This is a genomic window from Enterobacter cloacae complex sp. IR53030 (assembly GCF_049238365.1).
In the GTDB taxonomy this organism is placed as follows: Bacteria; Pseudomonadota; Gammaproteobacteria; order Enterobacterales; family Enterobacteriaceae; genus Enterobacter; species Enterobacter kobei.
Genome location: NZ_JBMKHA010000006.1, coordinates 25,462 through 49,481 on the forward strand (window position 1 = coordinate 25,462; position 24,020 = coordinate 49,481).

Genomic DNA, 24,020 nt, shown 5'->3' on the forward strand with positions numbered 1-24,020 from the left:
TTCATATTCCTGTTGTCGCCGGACAGGCATTCCGCTAAAGTCTCGCCCCTTCTCACTGGCATGGGGATTTATTGTGTTTATCGGATTCGACTACGGTACGGCAAACTGCTCGGTTGCAATTATGCAAAACGGGCAACCACAGCTCCTGAAAATGGAAAAAGAGAGCACGCTGCTGCCGTCAATGCTCTGCGCGCCGACGCGTGAAGCGGTGAGCGAGTGGCTGTTCCGCCACCATCAGGTTCCGGCGACTGCGGCAGAAACCCAGGCGCTGCTGCGCCGGGCGGTCAGCTTTAACCGCGAGGAAGATATCGACGTTACGCCTTCCAGCGTGCAGTTCGGCCTCTCTTCACTCGGGCATTACATTGAAGACCCGGAAGAGGTCTACTTTGTTAAATCGCCAAAATCTTTCCTCGGGGCCAGCGGCCTCAAGCCGCAGCAGGTGGCGGTGTTTGAAGACCTGGTATGCGCCATGATGCTGCATATCCGTCATCAGGCGCAGACGCAGGTCCCCGAGACGATTACCCAGGCCGTGATTGGCCGCCCGATCAACTTCCAGGGGCTGGGCGGCGATGAGGCCAACCAGCAGGCGCAGGGGATCCTTGAGCGCGCGGCGCACCGGGCAGGCTTTCGCGACGTGGTGTTCCAGTATGAGCCGGTTGCGGCGGGGCTGGACTTTGAGGCCACGTTGACGGAAGAAAAACGGGTGCTGGTCGTGGATATCGGCGGGGGTACAACGGACTGCTCGCTGCTGCTGATGGGGCCGCAGTGGCATCACCGCCGCGACCGTGAAAATAGCCTGCTGGGGCACAGCGGCTGCCGCGTGGGCGGTAACGATCTGGATATCGCCCTGGCATTCAAGAGCCTGATGCCGCTGCTCGGCATGGGCGGGCAAACGGAAAAAGGCATCGCCCTGCCGATCCTGCCGTGGTGGAACGCGATTGCCATCAACGACGTCCCGGCGCAGAGTGATTTTTACAGTACCGCCAACGGCCGCTTCCTGAATGACCTGATGCGTGATGCGCAGGACGCCGATAAAGTCGCCCTGCTGTATAAAGTGTGGCGTCAGCGCCTGAGCTACCGCGTGGTACGCACCGCCGAAGAGAGCAAAATTGCCCTTTCAAACCGCGCTGAACATGCGGTGTCCTTGCCATTTATCAGCGACGATCTGGCCACGGCGATTTCACAGGAGGGGCTGGAGACCGCGCTCGCGCAGCCGCTACAGCGCATACTGGAACAGGTGCAACTCGCGCTGGAGAACGGCAAAGAGAAGCCGGACGTCATCTACCTCACCGGCGGAAGCGCCCGTTCACCGCTGATCAAAAAAGCGCTGGCGGAACAGCTGCCGGGTATTCCTATTGCCGGTGGAGATGACTTTGGTTCCGTTACCGCGGGGCTGGCGCGCTGGGCGCAGGTGATGTTTAGCTAGTGCCGCTGTGCCGGGTGGCGGCTTCGCCTTACCCGGCCCACAAAACCCTCGCACCGTAGGCCGGGTAAGCGAAGCGCCACCCGGCGAAAAAAAGCACCACACTCAGACAATTCCAGACAGTCTTCCATATTTCCTCCATCTTTCCGCTGTGTTGCCTGACTAAACTAGTATCATTCCCCGAAGTATTCAGGATGAGAACGTATAACGATGAAAGGCCGTAATAAATCCCGCTGGGCAATCGCCGCTGGCATCATTGTGGTGGCACTTGCCGCCGCCTGGTACTGGCACAGCCAATCCGCAAACTCTGGCGCCCCCGCCGGTGCCAACAGCGCATCACAGCGCCCGGCAGGTGGCGGCCGTCACGGTATGCGAGGCGGTGCGCTGGCGCCGGTTCAGGCAGCTACGGCGGTGAGTAAAGCCGTTCCGCGTTATCTGACGGGGCTCGGAACCATTACCGCCGCTAACACCGCCACGGTGCGTAGCCGCGTCGATGGTCAGCTCATTGCGATCCACTTCCAGGAAGGTCAGCAGGTTAAGGCCGGTGACTTACTGGCGGAGATCGACCCAAGCCAGTTTAAGGTGGCCCTCGCCCAGGCGCAGGGACAGCTCGCGAAAGACAAAGCCACCCTTGCCAACGCCCGGCGTGATTTAGCGCGCTATCAGCAGCTGGTAAAAACCAATCTGGTCTCCCGCCAGGAGCTGGACACACAGCAGTCGCTGGTCAGCGAAACGCAGGGCACCATCAAAGCCGACGAAGCCGCCGTGGCCAGCGCCCAGTTACAGCTCGACTGGAGCCGCATCACCGCACCGATTGACGGGCGGGTTGGTCTGAAGCAGGTCGATATCGGCAACCAAATCTCCAGCGGAGATACCACGGGCATCGTGGTGATCACCCAGACTCACCCGATTGATTTAGTCTTTACCCTGCCGGAAAGCGACATTGCGACGGTCATTCAGGCGCAAAAAGCCGGGAAAGGCCTGGTGGTGGAAGCCTGGGACCGCACCAATAAACAGAAGCTCAGCGAAGGTAGCCTGCTCAGCCTGGATAACCAGATCGACACCACGACCGGTACCATTAAGCTGAAGGCCCGCTTTAACAACCAGGACGATGCCCTCTTCCCGAACCAGTTCGTCAATGCGCGAATGCTGGTCGCGACCGAAGAGAACGCGGTGGTGATCCCCACCGCCGCGCTGCAGATGGGTAACGAAGGCAACTTTGTCTGGGTACTGAACAGTGAAAACAAAGTCAGTAAGCATCTGGTGAAAACCGGGATTCAGGACAGTCAGACGGTGGTAATCAGCGCCGGGCTTTCCGCTGGCGACCGCGTGGTCACCGACGGTATCGACCGTCTGACCGAAGGGGCGAAAGTGGAAGTGGTTGAACCTGCGAAACAGGGAGCGGCCTCCTGATGCAGGTTATGCCTCCCGTCGCTACAGGTGGGCCGTCACGCCTGTTTATCCTCCGTCCTGTCGCCACCACGCTGCTGATGGTGGCGATCCTGCTGGCCGGGATTATCGGCTACCGCTTCCTGCCCGTCTCGGCGCTGCCGGAAGTGGATTACCCCACCATTCAGGTGGTGACGCTTTATCCCGGCGCCAGCCCTGACGTGGTGACGTCCGCCATTACCGCCCCGCTGGAGCGCCAGTTTGGGCAGATGTCGGGCCTGAAGCAGATGTCCTCCCAAAGCTCCGGCGGGGCCTCTGTCGTGACGCTACAGTTCCAGCTGACGCTGTCGCTGGATGTCGCCGAGCAGGAAGTTCAGGCCGCCATCAATGCGGCCACCAACCTGCTGCCGTCGGACCTGCCTAACCCGCCGGTCTACAGCAAAGTAAACCCGGCGGATCCGCCGATCATGACGCTTGCCGTCACCTCCTCCGCCATGCCAATGACGCAGGTGGAAGACATGGTCGAGACCCGCGTGGCGCAAAAGATTTCTCAGGTCTCAGGCGTCGGTCTCGTCACGCTGGCGGGCGGGCAGCGCCCGGCGGTGCGCGTTAAGCTTAATGCGCAGGCGATTGCCGCACTGGGGCTGACCAGTGAAACCATCCGCACCGCCATCAGCAGCGCCAACGTTAATTCGGCAAAAGGCTCGCTGGACGGCCCAACCCGCGCCGTCACGCTCTCTGCCAACGATCAGATGCAGTCCGCGGATGAATACCGTCAGCTGATTATTGCTTACCAGAACGGCGCCCCGGTGCGTCTGGGCGATGTGGCGACGGTGGAGCAAGGGGCGGAGAATAGCTGGCTTGGCGCATGGGCGAACAAGCAGCAGGCGATCGTAATGAACGTCCAGCGCCAGCCGGGCGCCAACATCATCGAAACCGCCGACAGCATTCGCACCATGCTGCCGCAGCTGATCGAAAGCCTGCCGAAGTCGGTCAGCGTGAAGGTGCTTTCCGACCGCGCCACGAACATTCGCGCGTCGGTCACCGATACTCAGTTCGAACTGATGCTGGCGATTGCCCTGGTCGTGATGATTATCTACCTGTTCCTGCGCAACGTCCCGGCAACCATTATTCCCGCCGTCGCCGTGCCGCTCTCGCTGGTTGGCACGTTTGCGGTGATGGTGTTCCTCGATTTTTCAATCAACAACCTGACGCTAATGGCGCTCACCATCGCCACCGGCTTCGTGGTGGACGACGCCATCGTGGTTATCGAGAACATCTCGCGCTATATCGAGAAAGGCGAAAAACCGCTGGCGGCGGCGCTGAAAGGGGCGGGTGAGATCGGCTTTACCATTATCTCGCTGACCTTCTCGCTGATTGCCGTGCTGATCCCGCTGCTGTTTATGGGCGATATCGTCGGGCGACTGTTCCGCGAATTTGCCGTCACGCTGGCGGTGGCCATTTTGATCTCCGCCGTGGTGTCATTGACCCTGACGCCGATGATGTGCGCCCGCATGCTGAGCCACGCGTCCCTGCGCAAGCAAAACCGCTTCTCGCGCGCCTCCGAGCGGATGTTCGAACGGATCATTGCGGCGTATGGTCGCGTGCTGGCCAAAGTGCTGAACCATCCATGGGCCACGCTCGGCGTGGCGCTTGGCACGCTGGCGCTCAGCGTAATGCTGTGGATTTTTATCCCGAAAGGCTTCTTCCCGATTCAGGACAACGGCATTATTCAGGGAACCCTGCAGGCGCCGCAGTCGGTCTCCTTCGCCAATATGGCGCAGCGTCAGCAGCAGGTGTCGGAAATCATCATGAAAGACCCGGCGGTAGAGAGCCTGACGTCCTACGTTGGCGTCGACGGCACCAACCCGTCGCTGAACAGCGCCCGTCTGCAGATCAACCTCAAACCGCTGGATGAGCGTGACGATCGCGTCAATGCCGTTATTGAACGGCTGCAAAGCGCCGTCGCTCGCGTCCCGGGCGTGGAGCTTTATCTGCAACCGATACAGGATTTGACCATTGATACCCAGGTCAGCCGCACGCAGTACCAGTTTACGCTGCAGGCCACCACGCTGGATGCTCTCAGCACCTGGGTGCCGCAGCTGGTCGATAAGCTAAAAACGCTGCCGCAACTTAACGATGTAAGCAGCGACTGGCAGGACAAAGGGCTGGCCGCCTATGTGAACGTCAACCGCGACACGGCAAGCCGTCTCGGCATTACCATGGCGGACGTGGATAACGCCCTGTATAACGCGTTTGGGCAGCGACTGATCTCCACCATCTACACCCAGGCGAATCAATACCGCGTGGTACTGGAGCACAACACGGAAAATACACCCGGTCTGGCCGGGCTGGATTCGGTGCGCCTGACCAGCAAAGACGGGGGGATTGTGCCGTTAAGCGCTATCGCCACGGTGGAAGAGCGCTATACCCCGCTGTCGATTAACCACCTGGATCAGTTCCCGTCTACCACGATTTCCTTCAACGTGTCGGACAATTATTCGCTCGGCGAAGCGGTGGAGGCGATCCAGGCGGCTGAAAAAGCGCTCAGCTTCCCGTCCGATATTCAGACCCAGTTCCAGGGCAGCACGCTGGCGTTCCAGGCCGCACTGGGCAACACCATCTGGCTGATTGTCGCCGCCGTCGTGGCAATGTACATCGTGCTCGGCGTGCTGTACGAAAGTTTTATCCACCCGATCACCATCCTCTCTACCCTGCCGACGGCAGGCGTGGGGGCGCTGCTGGCATTAATGCTGGCGGGAAGCGAGCTGGACGTGATTGCCATTATCGGCATCATCCTGTTAATTGGGATCGTGAAGAAAAACGCCATCATGATGATCGACTTTGCGCTGGCCGCCGAACGTGAGCAGGGCATGTCGCCGCGTGAGGCCATCTTCCAGGCTTGTCTGCTGCGTTTTCGTCCGATCCTGATGACCACGCTGGCGGCCCTGCTTGGCGCACTGCCGCTGATGCTCAGCACCGGTGTCGGCGCGGAGCTGCGCCGCCCGCTGGGAATAGGCATGGTCGGCGGTCTGCTGGTGAGCCAGGTATTGACCCTGTTCACCACACCGGTGATTTATCTGCTGTTTGACCGTCTGGCGCTGTGGACGAAAAGCCGCTTCCCGAAACGTGAAGAGGAGGCGTAAGTGAAGTTTTTCGCCCTCTTCATTTATCGCCCGGTGGCGACGATATTAATCTCGCTCGCCATCACCCTCTGCGGCGTGCTCGGTTTCCGGCTACTTCCGGTGGCCCCCCTGCCGCAGGTAGATTTCCCGGTGATCATGGTCAGCGCCTCGCTGCCGGGTGCCTCACCGGAAACCATGGCGTCATCCGTCGCCACGCCGCTGGAGCGCTCGCTCGGGCGGATTGCCGGGGTCAACGAGATGACCTCCAGCAGTTCGCTCGGCAGTACGCGCATCATTCTGGAGTTCAGCTTCGACCGGGATATTAACGGCGCAGCGCGCGACGTGCAGGCCGCCATCAACGCCGCGCAAAGCCTGCTGCCGAGCGGGATGCCGAGCCGCCCGACCTACCGCAAGGCCAACCCGTCTGATGCGCCGATCATGATCCTGACGCTGACCTCCGATACCTACTCTCAGGGGCAGCTGTACGACTTTGCGTCCACCCAGCTGGCGCAGACGATCTCGCAGATTAACGGCGTCGGTGACGTGAGCGTCGGCGGGAGCTCCCTGCCCGCCGTGCGCGTGGGATTAAACCCGCAGGCGCTGTTCAATCAGGGCGTGTCGCTGGACGATGTGCGATCCGCCATCAGCAACGCCAACGTGCGCAAACCGCAAGGGGCGGTTGAGGACAGCAGCCACCGCTGGCAGATCCACACCAACGACGAGCTGAAAACTGCAGCTGAATATCAGACGTTGATTATTCACTACAACAACGGCGCGGCGGTACGCTTAAGCGATGTCGCCAGCGTGACGGACTCCGTGCAGGACGTGCGCAACGCCGGAATGACCAACGCCAAACCGGCTATCCTGCTGATGATTCGCAAGCTGCCGGAAGCGAACATTATTGAGACGGTGAACAGCATTCGCGCCCGCCTCCCGGAGCTGCAGGAGACTATCCCGGCCGCGATCGATCTGCAAATTGCCCAGGATCGTTCCCCGACCATTCGCGCCTCGCTTGAGGAGGTGGAGCAGACGCTGGTGATCTCCGTCGCGCTGGTGATCCTGGTGGTATTCCTGTTCCTGCGCTCCGGTCGGGCGACGCTGATCCCGGCGGTGGCCGTGCCGGTGTCGCTTATTGGCACCTTTGCCGCCATGTACCTGTGCGGGTTTAGCCTCAATAACCTGTCGCTGATGGCCCTGACCATTGCGACGGGTTTTGTGGTGGATGACGCTATCGTGGTGCTGGAGAACATTTCCCGCCATCTGGAAGCGGGCGTGAAGCCGCTTCAGGCCGCGCTGCAGGGGACGCGCGAGGTGGGCTTTACGGTGCTCTCCATGAGCCTGTCCCTGGTGGCGGTGTTCCTGCCGCTGCTGCTGATGGGCGGCCTGCCGGGTCGGCTGTTGCGGGAGTTTGCCGTCACGCTTTCGGTCGCCATCGGCATCTCGCTGCTGATTTCGCTGACGCTCACGCCGATGATGTGCGGATGGATGCTCAAGCGCAGCAAGCCGCACTCCCAGCCGCGTCGCAAAGGCTTTGGCCGTTTCCTGATGGCGATGCAGGAAGGCTATGGCAAATCGCTGAAGTGGGTGCTCAACCATACCCGGCTTGTCGGCCTGGTGCTCATCGGCACCATTGTGCTCAACGTCTGGATGTATATCACCATCCCGAAAACCTTCTTCCCGGAGCAAGATACCGGCGTGCTGATGGGCGGCATTCAGGCGGACCAGAGCATTTCGTTCCAGGCGATGCGCGGCAAGCTGCAGGACTTTATGAAGATCATTCGTGAAGACAACGCCGTGGATAACGTCACCGGCTTTACCGGCGGATCGCGCGTCAACAGCGGGATGATGTTTATCACCCTCAAACCGCGCAGCGAGCGCAATGAAACCGCCCAGCAGGTGATCGACCGCCTGCGGGTCAAGCTCGCCAAAGAGCCGGGTGCCAACCTGTTTTTGATGGCCGTTCAGGATATCCGCGTCGGCGGGCGTCAGGCTAACGCCAGCTATCAGTACACGCTGCTCTCGGATGATTTGGCCGCCCTGCGCGAGTGGGAACCGAAGATCCGCAAGGCGCTGGCCGCCCTTCCAGAGCTGGCGGACGTGAACTCCGATCAGCAGGACAACGGCGCCGAGATGGCCCTGACCTACGACCGCGAAACCATGTCGCGGCTGGGCATCAACGTTGAGGCCGCCAACAGCCTGCTAAACAACGCCTTCGGCCAGCGCGAGATCTCGACCATCTACCAGCCGATGAACCAGTACAAGGTGGTGATGGAGGTGGATCCGCGTTATACCCAGGACATCAGCGCTCTGGAAAAAATGTTTGTGATTAACAACGATGGCAAAGCGATACCGCTCTCCTACTTTGCCAGCTGGCAGCCAGCCAACGCGCCGCTGTCGGTAAACCACCAGGGGCTGTCAGCGGCGTCGACCATCTCATTCAACCTGCCCGCCGGTTCGTCGCTTTCCGAAGCCAGCGATGCGATCAACCGTGCGATGACGCAGCTCGGCGTGCCGTCCACCGTGCGCGGCAGTTTTGCCGGCACCGCGCAGGTGTTCCAGGAGACGATGAACTCGCAGGTGATTTTGATTCTGGCCGCCATCGCCACGGTCTACATTGTGCTGGGTATCCTGTATGAGAGCTACGTTCACCCGCTGACTATTCTCTCGACGCTACCCTCCGCGGGCGTGGGGGCACTGCTGGCGCTTGAGCTGTTTGGTGCGCCATTCAGCCTTATCGCGCTCATCGGGATCATGCTATTGATCGGTATCGTGAAGAAAAACGCGATTATGATGGTCGACTTCGCGCTGGACGCCCAGCGTAATGGCAATCTCTCCCCGGAAGAGGCGATCTTCCAGGCGTGCCTGCTGCGTTTTCGTCCGATCATGATGACCACCCTGGCGGCACTGTTTGGTGCGTTGCCGCTGGTTGTCTCGGGCGGCGACGGGTCTGAACTGCGCCAGCCGCTGGGGATCACCATTGTCGGCGGCCTGGTGATGAGCCAGCTGTTGACGCTGTACACCACGCCGGTGGTCTATCTGTTCTTCGACCGCCTGCGGCTGCGTTTTTCGCGTAAAAACAGATCCACGGTGACCGAGTAAATGACCGACCTCCCCGCTAACGTTCGCTGGCAGTTATGGATAGTCGCCTTCGGCTTCTTTATGCAGTCGCTGGACACGACCATCGTCAACACCGCCCTCCCCTCCATGGCGAAAAGCCTGGGGGAGAGCCCGCTGCATATGCATATGGTGATTGTCGCCTACGTGCTGACGGTTGCCGTCATGCTGCCTGCCAGCGGCTGGCTGGCGGACAAAGTGGGCGTGCGAAATATCTTCTTTACCGCCATCGTGCTGTTCACCACCGGCTCGCTGTTTTGCGCTCAGGCCAGTACCCTCGACCAGCTGGTCATGGCGCGCGTGCTGCAGGGCGTTGGCGGGGCGATGATGGTGCCCGTCGGGCGGTTAACGGTGATGAAGATTGTCCCGCGCGAGCAGTACATGGCGGCGATGACCTTTGTCACCCTGCCCGGCCAGGTGGGGCCGCTGCTGGGCCCGGCGCTGGGCGGGATGCTGGTGGAGTACGCCTCGTGGCACTGGATTTTCTTAATCAACCTGCCGGTGGGCATCATCGGCGCGATTGCCACCCTGGCGCTGATGCCGAACTACACAATGCAGACGCGTCGCTTCGATTTCTTCGGTTTCATTCTGCTGGCAGCGGGCATGGCCACGCTCACTCTGGCGCTCGACGGACAAAAGGGGCTGGGGATCTCTTCCCTCATGCTCGGTGTTCTGGTCGCCCTCGGCATCACCGCGATTCTGTGGTACCTGTGGCATGCCAGAGGAAACGATCGGGCCTTGTTCAGCCTGAATTTGTTTAAAAACCCGACCTACCGTCTGGGACTGCTGGGAAGTTTTGCCGGACGTATTGGCAGCGGCATGTTGCCGTTCATGACCCCCGTTTTTCTGCAAATCGGGATGGGATTTTCACCGTTTCACGCGGGCCTGATGATGATCCCGATGGTGCTCGGCAGCATGGGCATGAAGCGCATCGTAGTGCAGGTGGTGAACCGTTTTGGCTATCGTCACGTGCTGGTGGCCACCACGCTGGGGCTGGCGCTGGTGAGCCTGCTGTTCATGGCCGTGGCGTTAATGGGCTGGTTCTACGTTCTGCCGCTGGTCCTGTTCTGCCAGGGGATCATCAACTCCATGCGTTTCTCGTCGATGAATACCCTGACGCTGAAAGATCTGCCGGACGAACTGGCGAGCAGCGGCAACAGCCTGCTGTCGATGATCATGCAGCTCTCCATGAGCGTGGGGGTGACGATCGCCGGACTGCTGCTCGGCATGTACGGCCAGCACCATCTCAGCGTCGATACGCCGGTGGCGCATCAGATCTTTATATATACGTATCTCAGCATGGCGGTCATCATCGCCCTGCCCGCATTCATCTTCGCCAGAGTGCCGGATGATACCAGCAAGAACGTCGTGATTAGGCGCGGCAAAAGGAGTGGCTCATGAAATTCTGGCGACCGGGGATCACCGGCAAGCTCTTTGTGGCGATCTTCGCCACCTGTATCGTCCTGCTGATCACCATGCACTGGGCCGTGCGGGTCAGCTTTGAGCGGGGTTTTATTGATTACATTAAGCACGGCAACGAGCAGCGTCTGCAGGGCTTAAGCGATGCGCTGGGCGAGCAGTACGCCCAGCACGGCAACTGGCGTTTTCTGCGCAACAATGACCGATTTATTTTCCAGATCCTGCGCTCGCTGGAGCACGATACCGGGGACGATCGTCCCGGCCCGGGCATGCCGCCGCACGGCTGGCGCACCCAGTTTTGGGTCATTGACCAGGAGATGCGCACGCTGGTTGGCCCGCGCGCGCCGATTCCGCCGGACGGTACCCGGCGGGCGATTAAGGTCAATAACGCCACCGTCGGCTGGGTTATCGCCTCCCCGGTGGAGCGCCTGACGCGCAATACCGACATCAACTTTGACCGCCAGCAGCGCCGGACAAGCTGGCTGATTGTCGCCCTCTCCACCCTGCTCGCCGCGCTCGCCACCTTCCCGCTGGCGCGCGGTCTGCTCGCCCCGGTAAAGCGGCTGGTGGAAGGGACGCACAAGCTGGCCGCCGGGGATTTCACCACCCGCGTCGATACCCGTAGCCAGGACGAACTCGGCCGGCTGGCGCAGGACTTTAACCAGCTCGCCAGCACGCTGGAGAAAAACCAGCAGATGCGACGCGACTTTATGGCCGATATTTCTCACGAACTGCGTACGCCGCTGGCGGTCCTGCGCGGCGAGCTGGAAGCCATTCAGGACGGCGTACGTCAGTTTACGCCTGAATCGGTGGCCTCTCTGCAGGCGGAAGTGGGCACACTCACCAAACTGGTGGATGACCTCCATCAGCTCTCTATGTCCGACGAAGGTGCACTGGCCTACCAGAAGGCGCCGGTTGATGTGATTAACGTGCTTGAAGTTGCCAGCGGCGCCTTCCGGGAACGGTTTGCCAGCCGCAACCTGAAGATCGATCTCTCCCTGCCGGACAGCGCGGTGGTGTTTGGCGACAAAGACCGTCTGATGCAGCTCTTCAATAATCTGCTGGAAAACAGCCTGCGCTATACCGACAGCGGCGGCGGGCTGCATATCTCCGGCAGACAGGAAAACGGGCGCTTTGCCCTCACCTTCGCCGATTCCGCTCCAGGGGTGCAGGATGCACAGCTGGACAAGCTGTTCGAACGTTTTTACCGGACCGAAGGCTCCCGCAACCGTGCCAGCGGCGGATCCGGCCTGGGGCTGGCGATTTGCGTTAACATCGTCGAGGCGCATAATGGGACGATCCGCGCCGCCCATTCGCCTTTTGGCGGGGTTAGCATTACAGTAGAGTTACCTCTGGAACGGGATTTATCGAGAGAAGCATGACCGAGTTACCGATTGACGAAAACACGACACGTATTTTGATTGTCGAAGACGAACCCAAGCTGGGGCAACTGCTGATCGACTATTTACGCGCGGCCAGCTATGCCCCGTCACTGATAAGCCACGGCGACCAGGTATTGGCGTACGTGCGCCAGACGCCGCCGGACCTGATCCTGCTGGACCTGATGCTACCGGGTACCGATGGCCTGACCCTGTGCCGGGAAATTCGTCGCTTCTCCGACGTGCCGATCGTCATGGTCACCGCCAAAATTGAAGAGATTGACCGCCTGCTGGGGCTCGAAATCGGCGCGGACGATTACATCTGTAAACCCTACAGCCCGCGTGAAGTTGTGGCCCGGGTGAAAACCATTCTGCGCCGCTGCAAACCGCAGCGCGAACTGCAGGTGCTGGATGCACAAAGCCCGCTGATTGTCGACGAAAGCCGTTTCCAGGCAAGCTGGCGCAGTAAGCTGCTGGACCTGACGCCTGCCGAATTCCGCCTGCTGAAAACGCTCTCTCATGAGCCCGGGAAGGTATTTTCCCGAGAACAGTTGCTGAACCATCTGTACGATGATTACCGCGTGGTGACTGACCGCACCATCGACAGCCACATCAAAAACCTGCGCCGCAAGCTGGAGGCGCTGGACGCCGAGCAGTCGTTTATCCGCGCGGTGTACGGCGTGGGGTACCGCTGGGAAGCGGATGCGTGCAGGATAGTCTAGTCAGCCGCGGGTCAACGTAAGCCGGGTAAGGCGAAGCCGCCACCCGGCACAATCACTTTACCTCCCTGCCCCTCAGCGCTACAATGCCCGCCCTTAAAGTGGGGGATCTCCCCTTACCGCTGCACCTGGTGCATGCGGATCTGACCTGTCATCAGAACGAGAACAAACATGTTTAAACCGGAACTCCTTTCCCCGGCGGGAACGCTGCAAAATATGCGTTACGCTTTCGCCTATGGTGCCGACGCCGTTTACGCGGGCCAGCCTCGCTACTCGCTGCGCGTGCGTAACAACGAATTCAACCACGAGAACCTGCAGCTCGGCATCAACGAAGCGCACGCCCTTGGCAAAAAATTCTACGTGGTGGTCAACATCGCGCCGCACAACGCCAAGCTGAAGACGTTCATCCGTGACCTGAAGCCGGTGGTGGATATGGGGCCGGACGCGCTGATCATGTCGGACCCGGGTTTAATCATGCTGGTTCGGGAGAACTTCCCGGAGATGGATATTCACCTATCGGTACAGGCTAACGCCGTCAACTGGGCGACGGTGAAGTTCTGGAAGCAGATGGGGCTGACCCGCGTTATCCTGTCTCGCGAATTGTCCCTTGAAGAGATCGAAGAGATCCGCACTCAGGTGCCGGATATGGAAATCGAAATCTTCGTTCACGGCGCGCTGTGCATGGCCTACTCCGGCCGCTGCCTGCTTTCCGGCTATATCAACAAGCGCGACCCGAACCAGGGTACCTGCACCAACGCCTGCCGCTGGGAATACAACGTCCAGGAAGGCAAAGAGGACGACATCGGCAACATCGTCCACAAACATGAGCCGATCCCGGTGACCAACGTTGAGCCGACGCTGGGCATCGGCGCACCAACCGACAGCGTGTTTATGATTGAAGAAGCCAAACGTCCGGGCGAGTACATGACCGCCTTTGAAGACGAACACGGCACCTACATCATGAACTCGAAAGATCTGCGCGCTATCGCCCACGTTGAGCGCCTGACCCAGATGGGTGTGCACTCCCTGAAGATCGAAGGCCGCACCAAATCCTACTACTACTGCGCGCGTACCGCGCAGGTCTACCGCAAAGCCATCGACGATGCGGCAGCCGGTAAACCGTTCGATACCAGCCTGCTGGAAACCCTAGAGGGTCTGGCGCACCGCGGCTATACCGAAGGCTTCCTGCGTCGTCACACTCACGATGACTACCAGAACTATGAGCACGGCTACTCCGTTTCCGAGCGCCAGCAGTTTGTCGGTGACTTCACCGGCGAGCGTAAGGGCGCACTGGCGGCCGTGGCGGTGAAAAATAAGTTCACTAAAGGCGACAGCCTGGAGCTGATGACCCCGCAGGGCAATATGAACTTCACGCTGGAGCATCTGGAAAACGGTAAAGGCGAAGCGATTGAGGTTGCCCCGGGTGACGGTCATACCGTCTGGCTGCCGGTTCCGGAAGAGGTGGAGCTGAAATTCGCGCTACTGATGCGTAATTTCAACGGTGAAAGCACCCGAAACCCACACGGTAAATAGTTAATCAGGGGAATTTTTTCACGGTGGGATAATTCTTAGAATCGGATCACATACCGCTTCGTTCAATACGGGTATTATCCCCCCGCTGAAAAACATAACCCATAAATGCTAGCTGTACCAGGAACCACCTCCTTAGCCTGCGTAATCTCCCTTACGCGGGCTTATTTTTTGCCTTTCATCCTGTTCTTACCCGCTTTTTGCCGCTCTGCTATACACTCTTACTAACGCTAAAAAAGGGAGCAGCGCGGATGGCAACCTATCCAGACAGTTTATTGATTCTCAATGGCAAAAGTGCAGGCAACGATCTGTTGCGTCAGGCAATTCAGGGGTTGCGTGACGATGGCGCACGTATCCACGTGCGGGTAACCTGGGAAAAGGGCGACGCGGCACGCTATATTCATGAAGGCTTAACGTTAGGCGTCAGCACTATTATTTCCGGCGGCGGCGATGGCACCATCAATGAGATCGCCTCTGCGCTTATCGACCTTCCCCCGGCTGACCGCCCGGTGATGGGCATCTTACCGCTCGGCACCGCCAATGATTTCGCCACCAGCGCCGGGATCCCGGAAGATTTAGAGAAAGCACTCCAGCTGGCCATCCTTGGCAAAGCCACCGCGGTAGATATTGCCCAGGTGAATGACAAAACCTGCTTTATTAATATGGCGACGGGCGGATTTGGCACGCGCATCACCAGCGAAACGCCGGAAAAGCTGAAGGCGGCGTTGGGCGGCGTGTCTTATCTGATCCACGGTCTGATGCGCATGGATACCCTTAAGCCAGACCGCTGCGAAATTCATGGCGAGGATTTTCACTGGCAGGGAGATGCGCTGGTGATTGGGATTGGCAATGGCCGTCAGGCAGGCGGCGGACAGCAGCTCTGCCCGGAGGCGCTGATCAATGACGGTCAGCTCCAGCTACGTATTTTCACAGGTGACGGCCTGCTGCCCGCGCTGTTTACCACGCTGACGCAGCCCGAAGAGAGCCCGAATATTATTGCCGGGAAATCGGCATGGTTTGAGGTGAATGCCCCGCACGGGATGACCTTTAATCTCGACGGCGAACCGCTGAGCGGGACGCAGTTCCGCATTGAAGTATTGCCCGGCGCGCTGCAGTGCAGATTGCCGCCGGACTGTGTGCTTTTGCGCTGATTGTATTGCCGGGTGGCGGCTACGCCTTACCCGGCCTACGTTTCGTCCTCAGGTCAGGCAATGGTTACTTTGCTGTCCAGATAGACGTCCTGAACCGCATTGATCAGTTTCACGCCGTCGGCCATCGATTTCTTAAACGCCTTACGGCCCAGGATCAGCCCCATGCCGCCCGCGCGTTTGTTGATAACCGCTGTACGCACCGCATCTGACAGGTCAGTGTCGCCCCCTGCTGCCCCACCGGAGTTGATCAGCCCCGCGCGGCCCATATAGCAGTTCGCCAGCTGGTAGCGCACGAGGTCGATTGGGTTTTCGCTGGTCAGCTTGCTGTAAACGCGATCGTCGGTATAGCCGAAGTTGACCGCTTTATAGCCACCGTTATTCTCGGCCATTTTCTGCTTCACAATATCCGCGCCGATGGTCGCGGCCAGATGGTTCGCCTGCCCGGTCAGGTCAGCGGAGACGTGGTAATCTACCCCGTCTTTTTTGAACGCTGAGTTACGCAGGTACGCCCAGAGCACGGTGACCATGCCCAGTTCGTGCGCACGCTCAAACGCCGCAGAGATCTCTTCAATCTGACGGCGGGACTGTTCAGAGCCAAAGTAAATCGTCGCGCCAACGGCCACCGCCCCCATATTGAACGCCTGCTCGACGCTGGCGTAGAGGGTCTGGTCATATTCGGTTGGGTAGCTGAGGGTTTCGTTGTGGTTCAACTTCACGAGGAACGGAATGCGGTGGGCATAGCGACGCGAGACGGAGGCCAGCACGCCGTAGGTGGACGCCACGCAGTTACAGCCCGCTTCTATCGCCAGTTCAACGATGTTCTTCGGATCGAAATAGAGCGGATTCGCGGCAAAGGAGGCCCCCGCCGAGTGTTCAACGCCCTGGTCTACCGGCAGAATAGAGAGATAGCCGGTGCCACCCAGTCGTCCGGTGTTATAGAGCGTTTGCATATTTCGCAGAACCGCTGGCGGACGGTTGTTATCCACCATCACCCGGTCAACATAGTCATGACCAGGCAGGTAAAGCTGGTCGGCTGGAATGGTCATACAACGATGCTGTAAAAGGCTGTCGGCGTCTTTGCCAAGCAACTGCGCAATATCAGTCATGTGATACTCCCGTAAATCCGACATCGTGTCGGTGTGTGTTTATCCCGTCCCATTTTTTATGGGCAGACTAAGCCTGGTACCGACTTAACCGATTTTCCACCCTTTGCATTTTTTTTCAGCACAATCTGCTGGCTCGATTCGTGTACAACAAAACTGTTACATTGATCAAACAATCGCCACAAAGGTATTTAAAAGGTATTATTGAGTGGTATGTTAAAGGCGTACCCTCACTGACATGCAGGATTAAAAAATGAAAACGAAAGTCCAACTGTCATTCATGATGTTCGTTGAATGGTTTATCTGGGGCGCCTGGTTTGTGCCATTGTGGCTGTGGCTGAGTAAAAGCGGGTTTACCGCCGGGGAAATCGGCTGGTCTTATGCCTGTACCGCCATTGCCGCTATTCTCTCGCCTATTCTGGTCGGCTCGCTGACGGACCGCTTCTTCGCCGCCCAGAAAGTGCTGGCGGTACTGATGTTTGCCGGTGCCATTCTGATGTACTTCGCCGCGCAGCAAACCCAGTTCAGCACCTTCTTCCCGCTGCTGCTGGCTTACTCCCTGACCTATATGCCCACCATCGCACTGACCAACAGTATCGCCTTCGCCAACGTGGGCGATGTCGAGGCCGATTTCCCGCGCATCCGCGTGATGGGAACGATCGGCTGGATCGCCTCCGGGCTGGCGTGCGGATTCCTGCCGCAAATGCTGGGCTATAGCGACATCTCGGATACCAATATTCCGCTGCTGATGACGGCAGCCAGCTCCGCCCTGCTCGGTGTCTTTGCCCTGTTCCTGCCAGACACGCCGCCGAAGAGTACCGGCAAGCTGGATTTCAAAGTGATGCTGGGTCTGGATGCCCTTATCCTGCTGCGTGATAAAAACTTTCTGGTGTTCTTCTTCTGCTCATTTTTATTCGCCATGCCGCTGGCCTTCTATTACATCTTCGCCAACGGCTATCTCACCGAAGTGGGAATGAAAAACGCCACCGGCTGGATGACGCTCGGTCAGTTCTCCGAAATCTTCTTTATGCTGGCCCTGCCGTTCTTCACCAAACGCTTTGGTATTAAGAAGGTCTTACTGCTGGGTCTGATTACGGCCGCCATTCGCTATGGATTCTTCGTTTACGGCGGCGCGGAACAGTACTTCACCTATGCCCTGCTGTTCCTCGGTATTCTGCTGCATGGCGTGAGCTACGACTTCTACTACGTCACCGCCTATATCTACGTGGATAAAAAAGCGCCGGCGCATATGCGCACCGCCGCGCAAGGCCTGATTACGCTGTGCTGTCAGGGTTTTGGTAGCCTGCTGGGTTACCGCCTGGGCGGCGTGATGATGGAAAAAATGTTCGCCTACAAAGAGCCGGTGAATGGGCTGACCTTCAACTGGGCCGGAATGTGGACATTTGGTGGGATCATGATTGCCGTGATCGCCGTGCTGTTTATGCTGTTTTTCCGCGAATCGGACAAAGAGATCACTGCAATTGAGGTGGTTGATGGCGATGCCGCGCTGACACAAGGGGAAGTTAAATGAAGCAAAACCGTATTCTCGGTGCCCTTTACGGGCAGGCATTAGGCGATGCGATGGGCATGCCGTCAGAGCTGTGGCCGAGAAAGCGCGTTAAGGCGCACTTCGGCTGGATCGACCGCTTTTTACCCGGCCCGGCAGAGAATAATGCAGCCTGTTATTTCAGGCAGGCCGAGTTCACCGATGATACCTCGATGGCGCTGTGTCTGGCGGATGCGATTATCGAATGCGACGGACAGATTGATGCGGATGTTATCGGCAAACATATCCTGAACTGGGCGCTCGATTTCGACGCGTTTAATAAGAACGTACTCGGCCCGACATCGAAAATCGCGCTAAACGCGATCCGTGACGGTAAACCGGTCAGTGAACTGGAAAACAACGGCGTGACCAACGGGGCGGCGATGCGAGCCTCCCCGCTGGGCTGCCTGCTCCCGGCCACGCGTCTGGAACATTTTGTGGAGCAGGTGGCACTGGCCTCCAGCCCGACCCATAAATCGGATCTTGCCATCGCCGGTGCGGTGGTGATTGCCTGGGCGGTTTCCCGCGCCATCGACGGGGAACGCTGGCAGAACATCGTCGATGCCCTGCCGGGTATCGCCCGCTATGCGCAGGAGGCGAAAACGACCACCTTCAGTGCATCGCTGGCAGCGCGTATTGAGCTGGCGCTTAAGACAGTACGGGAAGCTAACGGCATCGACTCCGCCAGCGAGCAGATTTATCAGCTCACGGGCGCGGGAACCAGCACCATCGAATCCGTTCCGGCGGCCATTGCGATGGTGGAACTGGCGGGAACCGACCCGAACCGCTGCGCGGTCCTGTGCGCCAACCTGGGCGGCGACACCGACACCATTGGCGCGATGGCAACGGCCATCTGCGGGGCGTTGCATGGTGTGCAGGCGATTGATCCGGCGCTCAAGGCCGAGCTCGACGCCGTCAACCAGCTCGATTTCGGCCACTATTGCGAAAAACTGCTGCACTACCGGGAGCAAAGGGAGGGCGTATGAACTCGTTTGCCCGACGTCTCGAAACCTTGTATGCCACACGCCCGGTGACGGTGCTGGGCGCGGCGGTGATTGACGTCATCGCCGACGCCTACGCCCTGCCCTGGCGCGGGTGCGATATCGAGCTTAAACAGCAGGGTGTGAATATCGGCGGCTGCGCGCTGAACATTGCCATCGCCCTGAAACGACTCGGCATTGCGGCACAAAACGCCCTTCCCGTCGGCCACGGCGTGTGGGCGGATATTATCCGCAACGCGATGGCAAAACAGGATCTGCACAGCGCCGTGGAGGCCGAAACCGGCGACAACGGCTGGTGCCTGGCGCTGGTAGAGCCTGACGGCGAGCGCACCTTTATGTCGTTTAGCGGGGTGGAGAACCAGTGGCAGCCGGGCTGGCTTGATACGCTGTCTGTACCATCACACAGCCTGGTTTATTTGTCCGGATATCAGCTGGCCTCACCGTGCGGTGAGCTGCTGACGAGCTGGCTGGAAGGGTTACATGAGGTGACGGCCTTGATCGATTTCGGCCCGCGCATCGGGGATATTCCCGCCCCCCTTATGGCGCGGATTATGGCCTGCAGGCCGATCGTGTCGCTTAATCGTCAGGAGGCAGAAATTGCGGCAGAAAGACTGGGGGTAAAGCCTGAAAACCTCGGCGCGGAATGGCAGCGGCGTTTCGGCGCCGCGCTGATTGTCCGTCATGATAAAGACGGCGCAGCCTGGTATGACGGCGATGCTTCAGGCGTTGTTCCGGCGTTTCCGGCCACGGTCGTGGATACAATTGGCGCAGGCGACAGCCATGCGGGCGGCACGCTCGCCGGGCTGGCGGCAGGATGGTCACTGGCAGATGCCATTCTGTTGGGGAATGCCGTGGCGTCCTGGGTGGTCAGCCACCGCGGCGGTGATTGCGCTCCCACTCGCGAGGAACTACTCCTCGCACACAAAGACGTATAGATCGCTACGACAGTAGCTGATGCTGTACTCAATCGGCCGGTGTTGCTGGTCAAGCGCAACCTGCTTGATCACCAGCACCGGTATTTTTTCGTCCATCTTGATGTGCGCCTGAAACTCGCTGTCCGGCATACGGGCGCTCACCCGTGAACGGGTACGCTGCGGGAAAATATTCTGACTGCGGAAGTAATCGTACAGCGAAATACCAATCGCATCCGGATCGGGAATTAATCCGACCGGCACCCAGGACTCTTCAATCGACACCGCGTCGTCGTCAACATAGCGAATGCGTTTCAGCATGAACACCTCGCTTTCAGGCTCAAGCGACAGCTGGCTGGCCACCTCTTCCGGGCATTTTACCACCCGTTTATTGACCCACAGCGTGTTGGGCGTTTTACCGCGCAGCACCACCTGCTGAGAAAAACCGCGCGCCTCTTTCAGCGAATATTCGAAGATGTTGTGGATTTGCGTTCCGTAACCCCGGGCACGCGTTACAACCCCCTCGGCTTCCAGCGCCTGCATCGCTTTGCGCACGGTGATGCGCGACACGCCGGTTAACTGGCTGAGATCGCGTTCGCCGGGCAGAATATTCCCGTGCTCCAGCACCCCGCTGCGCACCGCGTTTTTTACCGTTTCGGCAAATTTCAGGTACAGCGGTGTGTTATCGGCCGCGGCGATCCGTTCATTCAGTTGAGCGATTAATCGGGTATGCGCTTGTTCCATCTCTGTTTTCTCAGACGTGGTGTTTCCTGCCAGTATACTGGCTTACCACCATGCATGAAAATGATGAACCGGCCCAATACCGTGACCGACTTCCAGAGTATCGGCTTTTGCCAGCGCCGCCGAGAGCCAGGTCTTCGCTTCGCGTACCGTATCGGCCCAGTTGTCATGCCGTGGACGCAGCGCCGCCAGCGCGGCAGAGAGCGTACAGCCCGTGCCGTGGGTATTTTTTGTCTGTACGCGCGGGGCGGTAAAACGCACTTCTCCGTCGCGGGTAAAGAGCCAGTCAGGGCTTTCAGCATCATCGAGGTGCCCACCTTTCATCAGCACCGCGCCACACCCCATCGCCAGCAGCGCGTTTCCCTGCTCTTTCATTTCACGTTCAGTTTGCGCATGCGATGTGCCTAACAGCGCGGCGGCCTCCGGCAGATTAGGGGTAATGAGCGCCACCTGCGGCAGCAATTTCCAGCGCAACGTCTCAACCGCGGAAGCGGAAAGCAGCGGATCGCCACTTTTTGCCAGCATCACGGTGTCCAGTACCACGTTTTGCACCTGATAACGCTTCAGTCGTTCTGCCACCGCTTCAACAATGTCCGTTTCGGCCAGCATGCCGATTTTGGTGGTATCAATGCGCACGTCGCTGAACACCGAATCAAGCTGCGCGGCAACAAAATCCGGTTCGATTCGGTAAACCGACTGCACGCCGCGCGTATTTTGCGCTACCAGCGCGGTAATCACTGAACAGCCGTACGCGCCGAGGGCCGAGAAGGTTTTCAGGTCAGCCTGGATACCCGCGCCGCCGCTGGGGTCGGTACCGGCAATGGTCAGGGCGTTAATCCGTTTCATGCCTGCTCCTCCAGTGTATAGAGCGCATCAAGGAACGCGCTGGCAAAACTGCCTGGCCCGCGAGCGTGCGTTACGGCAATCGTTCCGGCACGCTTCATCCATCCGCAGGCGGCGGCAACGTTATCCAGCCTGTCGCCCGGCAGCGAACAGCAGGCCGCGACGACGGCGGAGAGCGCACAGCCCGTACCCACTACGCGGGTCATCAGCGGGTCGCCGCCCGCAACCGTTCGGGTGCGCTGTCCGTCAGTGATGTAATCTATTTCCCCCGTCACCGCCACAATGGCATTGGTCTGACGGGCCAGCGCCTGTGCAGCTGGCACCGCGCTGACCGCGGTATCGGTGGTATCAACGCCGCGCCCACCGGCGCTCATTCCGGCAAGGGCAAGGATTTCGGAGGCATTGCCGCGAATGGCGGCCGGTTTAAGGGCAAGAATCTGGTGGCAAAAGCGGGTGCGGAACGTCAGCGCGCCCACGGCCACCGGGTCCAGCGCCCAGGGCTTTCCTGCCGCCACCGCGCTTTCAATCGCCCGACGCATCGACTGGGCGCGCGGCGAGGTCAACGTGCCGACGTTAATCAGCAGGGCATCGGCAATCCCGGCAAACTGTTCAGCCTCTTCGGCCTCAATCACCATCGCAGGGGATGCGCCAAGCGCCAGCAACACGTTAGCCGTGAAGGTCTGTACGACATCGTTGGTCATGCAATGGGTAAGCGGAGAACGGGTACGGAAATGATGTAAAACGTGTAAATCGAGCAGGTCAGGCTGCATGGGTTCGCTCCTGCCTTGCGTGAAGAAGCGATGACCGGGGAGGCATCTGACTTCCCTACGCTGGCATTATCCAGATCAGGTAATACGGGTATTTCTCAGCCTTCACAAAGAAGGGCACCCCGAGTCAAAATACTTTTGAAACAATGAGTTAATTAACGTTTATTGCTGTTGTTTAGTGTAACCGCGGCGGCGTGCCAGGCGCAAGGGGTTTCGATTTATCGCGGTACTCATCACAGCAGAGACCGGGAAAGGAATCACCTGTTCATCTTTCGTTTATTACTCTGTCAGAGCAGATCGGCGGTGAGTAAAGAAGCAACGTAAAACAAAGGTGTCGCCTGTCGCCTTTTTATTTGCAGACCATAACGGATTATGACGTCAGGAAATTCAGGACGTTATTCCTGACGTCATTCGTTTACCCTAATTGCCATGCTCCGGCATCGATAAGCGAAGCGGCCCCGGTCCACGCGAACAACGCAAGTTCGCGACACTCTGCATCAGGGTAAATACGGCTGCTCAGGCACGCCTCCCCTTCATTGACAAACACTTCCACTGACGAGCTGTCAACGAACAGGCGCAGGCTTAGCGTGTCGTTCAGGTTCAGCGCGACGCTTCGGGTACCGCACAGGCCATACTGCGGATAATAACGCTCCAGCACCAGGCGCTGCATCTGCGCATCAACATAGACGCGTAAGCCATCTCCAAAACGAATGCCGTATTGCTCTGCACCGCTGTTGGCGCAATCCCACTTCAGCATGACCTCCATCGCGTCGCAGTGTTCCACCAGAGTAATCTGCTGGTTTTTAAGAGTACTTACTGGCCAGGGGAACCACTCTCCCCGGAGGCCTTCGACCTCTCTGGCCGGTCGCATTTGCAGGCGGTTATCCGCACTCAGCGTCAGTTCACGCGGTAAAGAGAGCATGCCAGCCCATCCATCTTCCTGCTCCGGCAGTGGGGATTCCCACATGTCCAGCCAGCCGATAACGATACGGCGGCCATCAGGGGTCAGGAAACTTTGTGGCGCATAGAAATCATGTCCGCGATCCATCTCCACAAACTCACCTTCTCGCACAAAAGGCTGACCAGGCTGCCACTCGCCCAACAGATAGCCACTCTGAAATAGATTACGATTTTTGTATCCTTTAGCCACCACTCCCTGAGGTGAAAACATCAGTACGCGCTTGCCATTGAGAGTGAAAAAGTCAGGGCATTCCCACATATACCCCATCTCTTTTTCTGCCACCGCAAGCACGCCCATATCCTGCCACGCGTGCAGATCTTCAGAGCGATACACGCGCACCTGACCCGTTTCGCCGTCCCGCGCACCGACGACCATGTACCAGCTCTCCCCCTCACGCCACACTTTCGGGTCACGGAAGTGATGCAGGCCAGGCGGCGTGTCAACAACCATGCCTTCCCGGCTAAAATGAATACCATCACGGCTGGTCGCCAGACACTGCACCTGGTAGAGATTTGCCTCATCATCAGGATCGCCGTGGAATTTATGTCCGGTGTAAATCAGCGCAAGCGTATCGCCATCCACCACTGCCGATCCGGAAAAACAGCCATCCTTGTCTTCTGCTCCTTCTGGCGCCAGTGCAACCGGGAGATGTTCCCAGTGAACTAAATCCTTGCTGCGCGCATGGCCCCAGTGCATCGGGCCCCACTGGGTCGAATACGGATGATGTTGATAAAAGGCGTGATACCAGCCATCAAACCAGACCAGGCCATTAGGGTCGTTCATCCAGCCAGCGCGTGCAGCGAGGTGGTAACGCGGATACCAGCGCAGGTTAAGCCCCTCGCGTCTGGACTGAAGTTCCTGCTCTGCTTTCGTAATGGAATACGTCATTGCTCTACTC

17 protein-coding genes and 1 riboswitch are annotated in these 24,020 nt (G+C 58.9%); of the genes, 12 read left to right on the forward strand and 5 right to left on the reverse strand.

Annotated features, from left to right (window positions below; genetic code table 11):
- Positions 1-73: 73 nt before the first annotated feature.
- From yegD to yegS, 9 genes are all read left to right on the forward strand, one after another.
- Positions 74-1,426, forward strand: a complete 1,353-nt coding sequence (gene yegD, locus ACOTXR_RS08045) for a molecular chaperone (protein WP_014884516.1) — start codon at positions 74-76, stop codon at positions 1,424-1,426.
- 207 nt (positions 1,427-1,633) lie between these two features.
- A complete protein-coding gene (locus ACOTXR_RS08050; protein WP_014884517.1) occupies positions 1,634-2,836 on the forward strand; it encodes an MdtA/MuxA family multidrug efflux RND transporter periplasmic adaptor subunit in 1,203 nt (400 codons plus the stop codon).
- The gene (locus ACOTXR_RS08055) at positions 2,836-5,958 is read left to right on the forward strand and encodes an MdtB/MuxB family multidrug efflux RND transporter permease subunit (RefSeq protein ID WP_421767015.1); all 3,123 of its coding nucleotides are present in this window, start codon (positions 2,836-2,838) and stop codon (positions 5,956-5,958) included. Before ACOTXR_RS08050 ends, ACOTXR_RS08055 begins: the two co-directional genes overlap by 1 nt.
- Complete coding sequence (gene mdtC / locus ACOTXR_RS08060; RefSeq protein ID WP_058691077.1) at positions 5,959-9,036, forward strand: multidrug efflux RND transporter permease subunit MdtC; 3,078 nt, start codon at positions 5,959-5,961, stop codon at positions 9,034-9,036. It begins immediately after the preceding gene.
- Entirely contained in the window at positions 9,037-10,452 is a 1,416-nt protein-coding gene (locus ACOTXR_RS08065; protein WP_058691078.1) for an MFS transporter, read from the forward strand.
- Positions 10,449-11,852: a two-component system sensor histidine kinase BaeS gene (gene baeS / locus ACOTXR_RS08070; protein ID WP_023330891.1), complete on the forward strand. Its 1,404-nt coding sequence runs from the start codon at positions 10,449-10,451 to the stop codon at positions 11,850-11,852. The genes ACOTXR_RS08065 and baeS overlap by 4 nt, the downstream gene beginning before the upstream one ends.
- Positions 11,849-12,571 (forward strand): two-component system response regulator BaeR, encoded by a 723-nt coding sequence (gene baeR / locus ACOTXR_RS08075; RefSeq protein ID WP_058691079.1) that lies wholly within the window; start codon positions 11,849-11,851, stop codon positions 12,569-12,571. The genes baeS and baeR overlap by 4 nt, the downstream gene beginning before the upstream one ends.
- A 168-nt stretch (positions 12,572-12,739) precedes the next feature.
- Positions 12,740-14,101 carry a tRNA 5-hydroxyuridine modification protein YegQ gene (yegQ, locus tag ACOTXR_RS08080; RefSeq protein WP_008500866.1) on the forward strand — a complete coding sequence of 454 codons (1,362 nt, stop codon included), beginning with the start codon at positions 12,740-12,742 and terminating at the stop codon, positions 14,099-14,101.
- Between the two features lie 248 nt (positions 14,102-14,349).
- On the forward strand, positions 14,350-15,249 hold the full coding sequence (gene yegS / locus ACOTXR_RS08085; protein WP_023330892.1) for a lipid kinase YegS: 900 nt from the start codon (positions 14,350-14,352) through the stop codon (positions 15,247-15,249).
- 53 nt (positions 15,250-15,302) lie between these two features.
- Here the strand turns inward: yegS and fbaB are convergent, their stop codons facing one another.
- Positions 15,303-16,355: a class I fructose-bisphosphate aldolase gene (gene fbaB, locus ACOTXR_RS08090; protein ID WP_014170857.1), complete on the reverse strand. Its 1,053-nt coding sequence runs from the start codon at positions 16,353-16,355 to the stop codon at positions 15,303-15,305.
- A 250-nt stretch (positions 16,356-16,605) separates the two neighbouring features.
- Here fbaB and ACOTXR_RS08095 point away from each other — a divergent pair, with 250 nt between their 5' ends.
- From ACOTXR_RS08095 to ACOTXR_RS08105, 3 genes are read left to right on the forward strand one after another with little or no spacing between them, the layout of a single operon-like run.
- Positions 16,606-17,883, forward strand: a complete 1,278-nt coding sequence (locus ACOTXR_RS08095; RefSeq protein WP_014884524.1) for a nucleoside permease — start codon at positions 16,606-16,608, stop codon at positions 17,881-17,883.
- Positions 17,880-18,884, forward strand: a complete 1,005-nt coding sequence (locus ACOTXR_RS08100; protein ID WP_045280995.1) for an ADP-ribosylglycohydrolase family protein — start codon at positions 17,880-17,882, stop codon at positions 18,882-18,884. Before ACOTXR_RS08095 ends, ACOTXR_RS08100 begins: the two co-directional genes overlap by 4 nt.
- Positions 18,881-19,834, forward strand: a complete 954-nt coding sequence (locus ACOTXR_RS08105) for a PfkB family carbohydrate kinase (protein ID WP_047344800.1) — start codon at positions 18,881-18,883, stop codon at positions 19,832-19,834. The genes ACOTXR_RS08100 and ACOTXR_RS08105 overlap by 4 nt, the downstream gene beginning before the upstream one ends.
- Here ACOTXR_RS08105 and ACOTXR_RS08110 read toward each other — a convergent pair.
- The 4 genes from ACOTXR_RS08110 to ACOTXR_RS08125 form a co-directional block, all read right to left on the reverse strand.
- On the reverse strand, positions 19,808-20,554 hold the full coding sequence (locus ACOTXR_RS08110) for a GntR family transcriptional regulator (RefSeq protein WP_023330895.1): 747 nt from the start codon (positions 20,552-20,554) through the stop codon (positions 19,808-19,810). The two genes, ACOTXR_RS08105 and ACOTXR_RS08110, sit on opposite strands and share 27 nt — an antisense overlap.
- 42 nt (positions 20,555-20,596) lie before the next feature.
- Positions 20,597-21,397: a bifunctional hydroxymethylpyrimidine kinase/phosphomethylpyrimidine kinase gene (thiD, locus tag ACOTXR_RS08115; RefSeq protein ID WP_058691080.1), complete on the reverse strand. Its 801-nt coding sequence runs from the start codon at positions 21,395-21,397 to the stop codon at positions 20,597-20,599.
- Positions 21,394-22,164: a hydroxyethylthiazole kinase gene (gene thiM, locus ACOTXR_RS08120; RefSeq protein WP_058691081.1), complete on the reverse strand. Its 771-nt coding sequence runs from the start codon at positions 22,162-22,164 to the stop codon at positions 21,394-21,396. Before thiM ends, thiD begins: the two co-directional genes overlap by 4 nt.
- A gap of 35 nt (positions 22,165-22,199) precedes the next feature.
- A riboswitch (TPP riboswitch) is annotated at positions 22,200-22,296 on the reverse strand.
- Between the two features lie 280 nt (positions 22,297-22,576).
- Positions 22,577-24,010 carry a glycoside hydrolase family 32 protein gene (locus tag ACOTXR_RS08125; protein WP_058691082.1) on the reverse strand — a complete coding sequence of 478 codons (1,434 nt, stop codon included), beginning with the start codon at positions 24,008-24,010 and terminating at the stop codon, positions 22,577-22,579.
- Between the last annotated feature and the right edge of the window lie 10 nt (positions 24,011-24,020).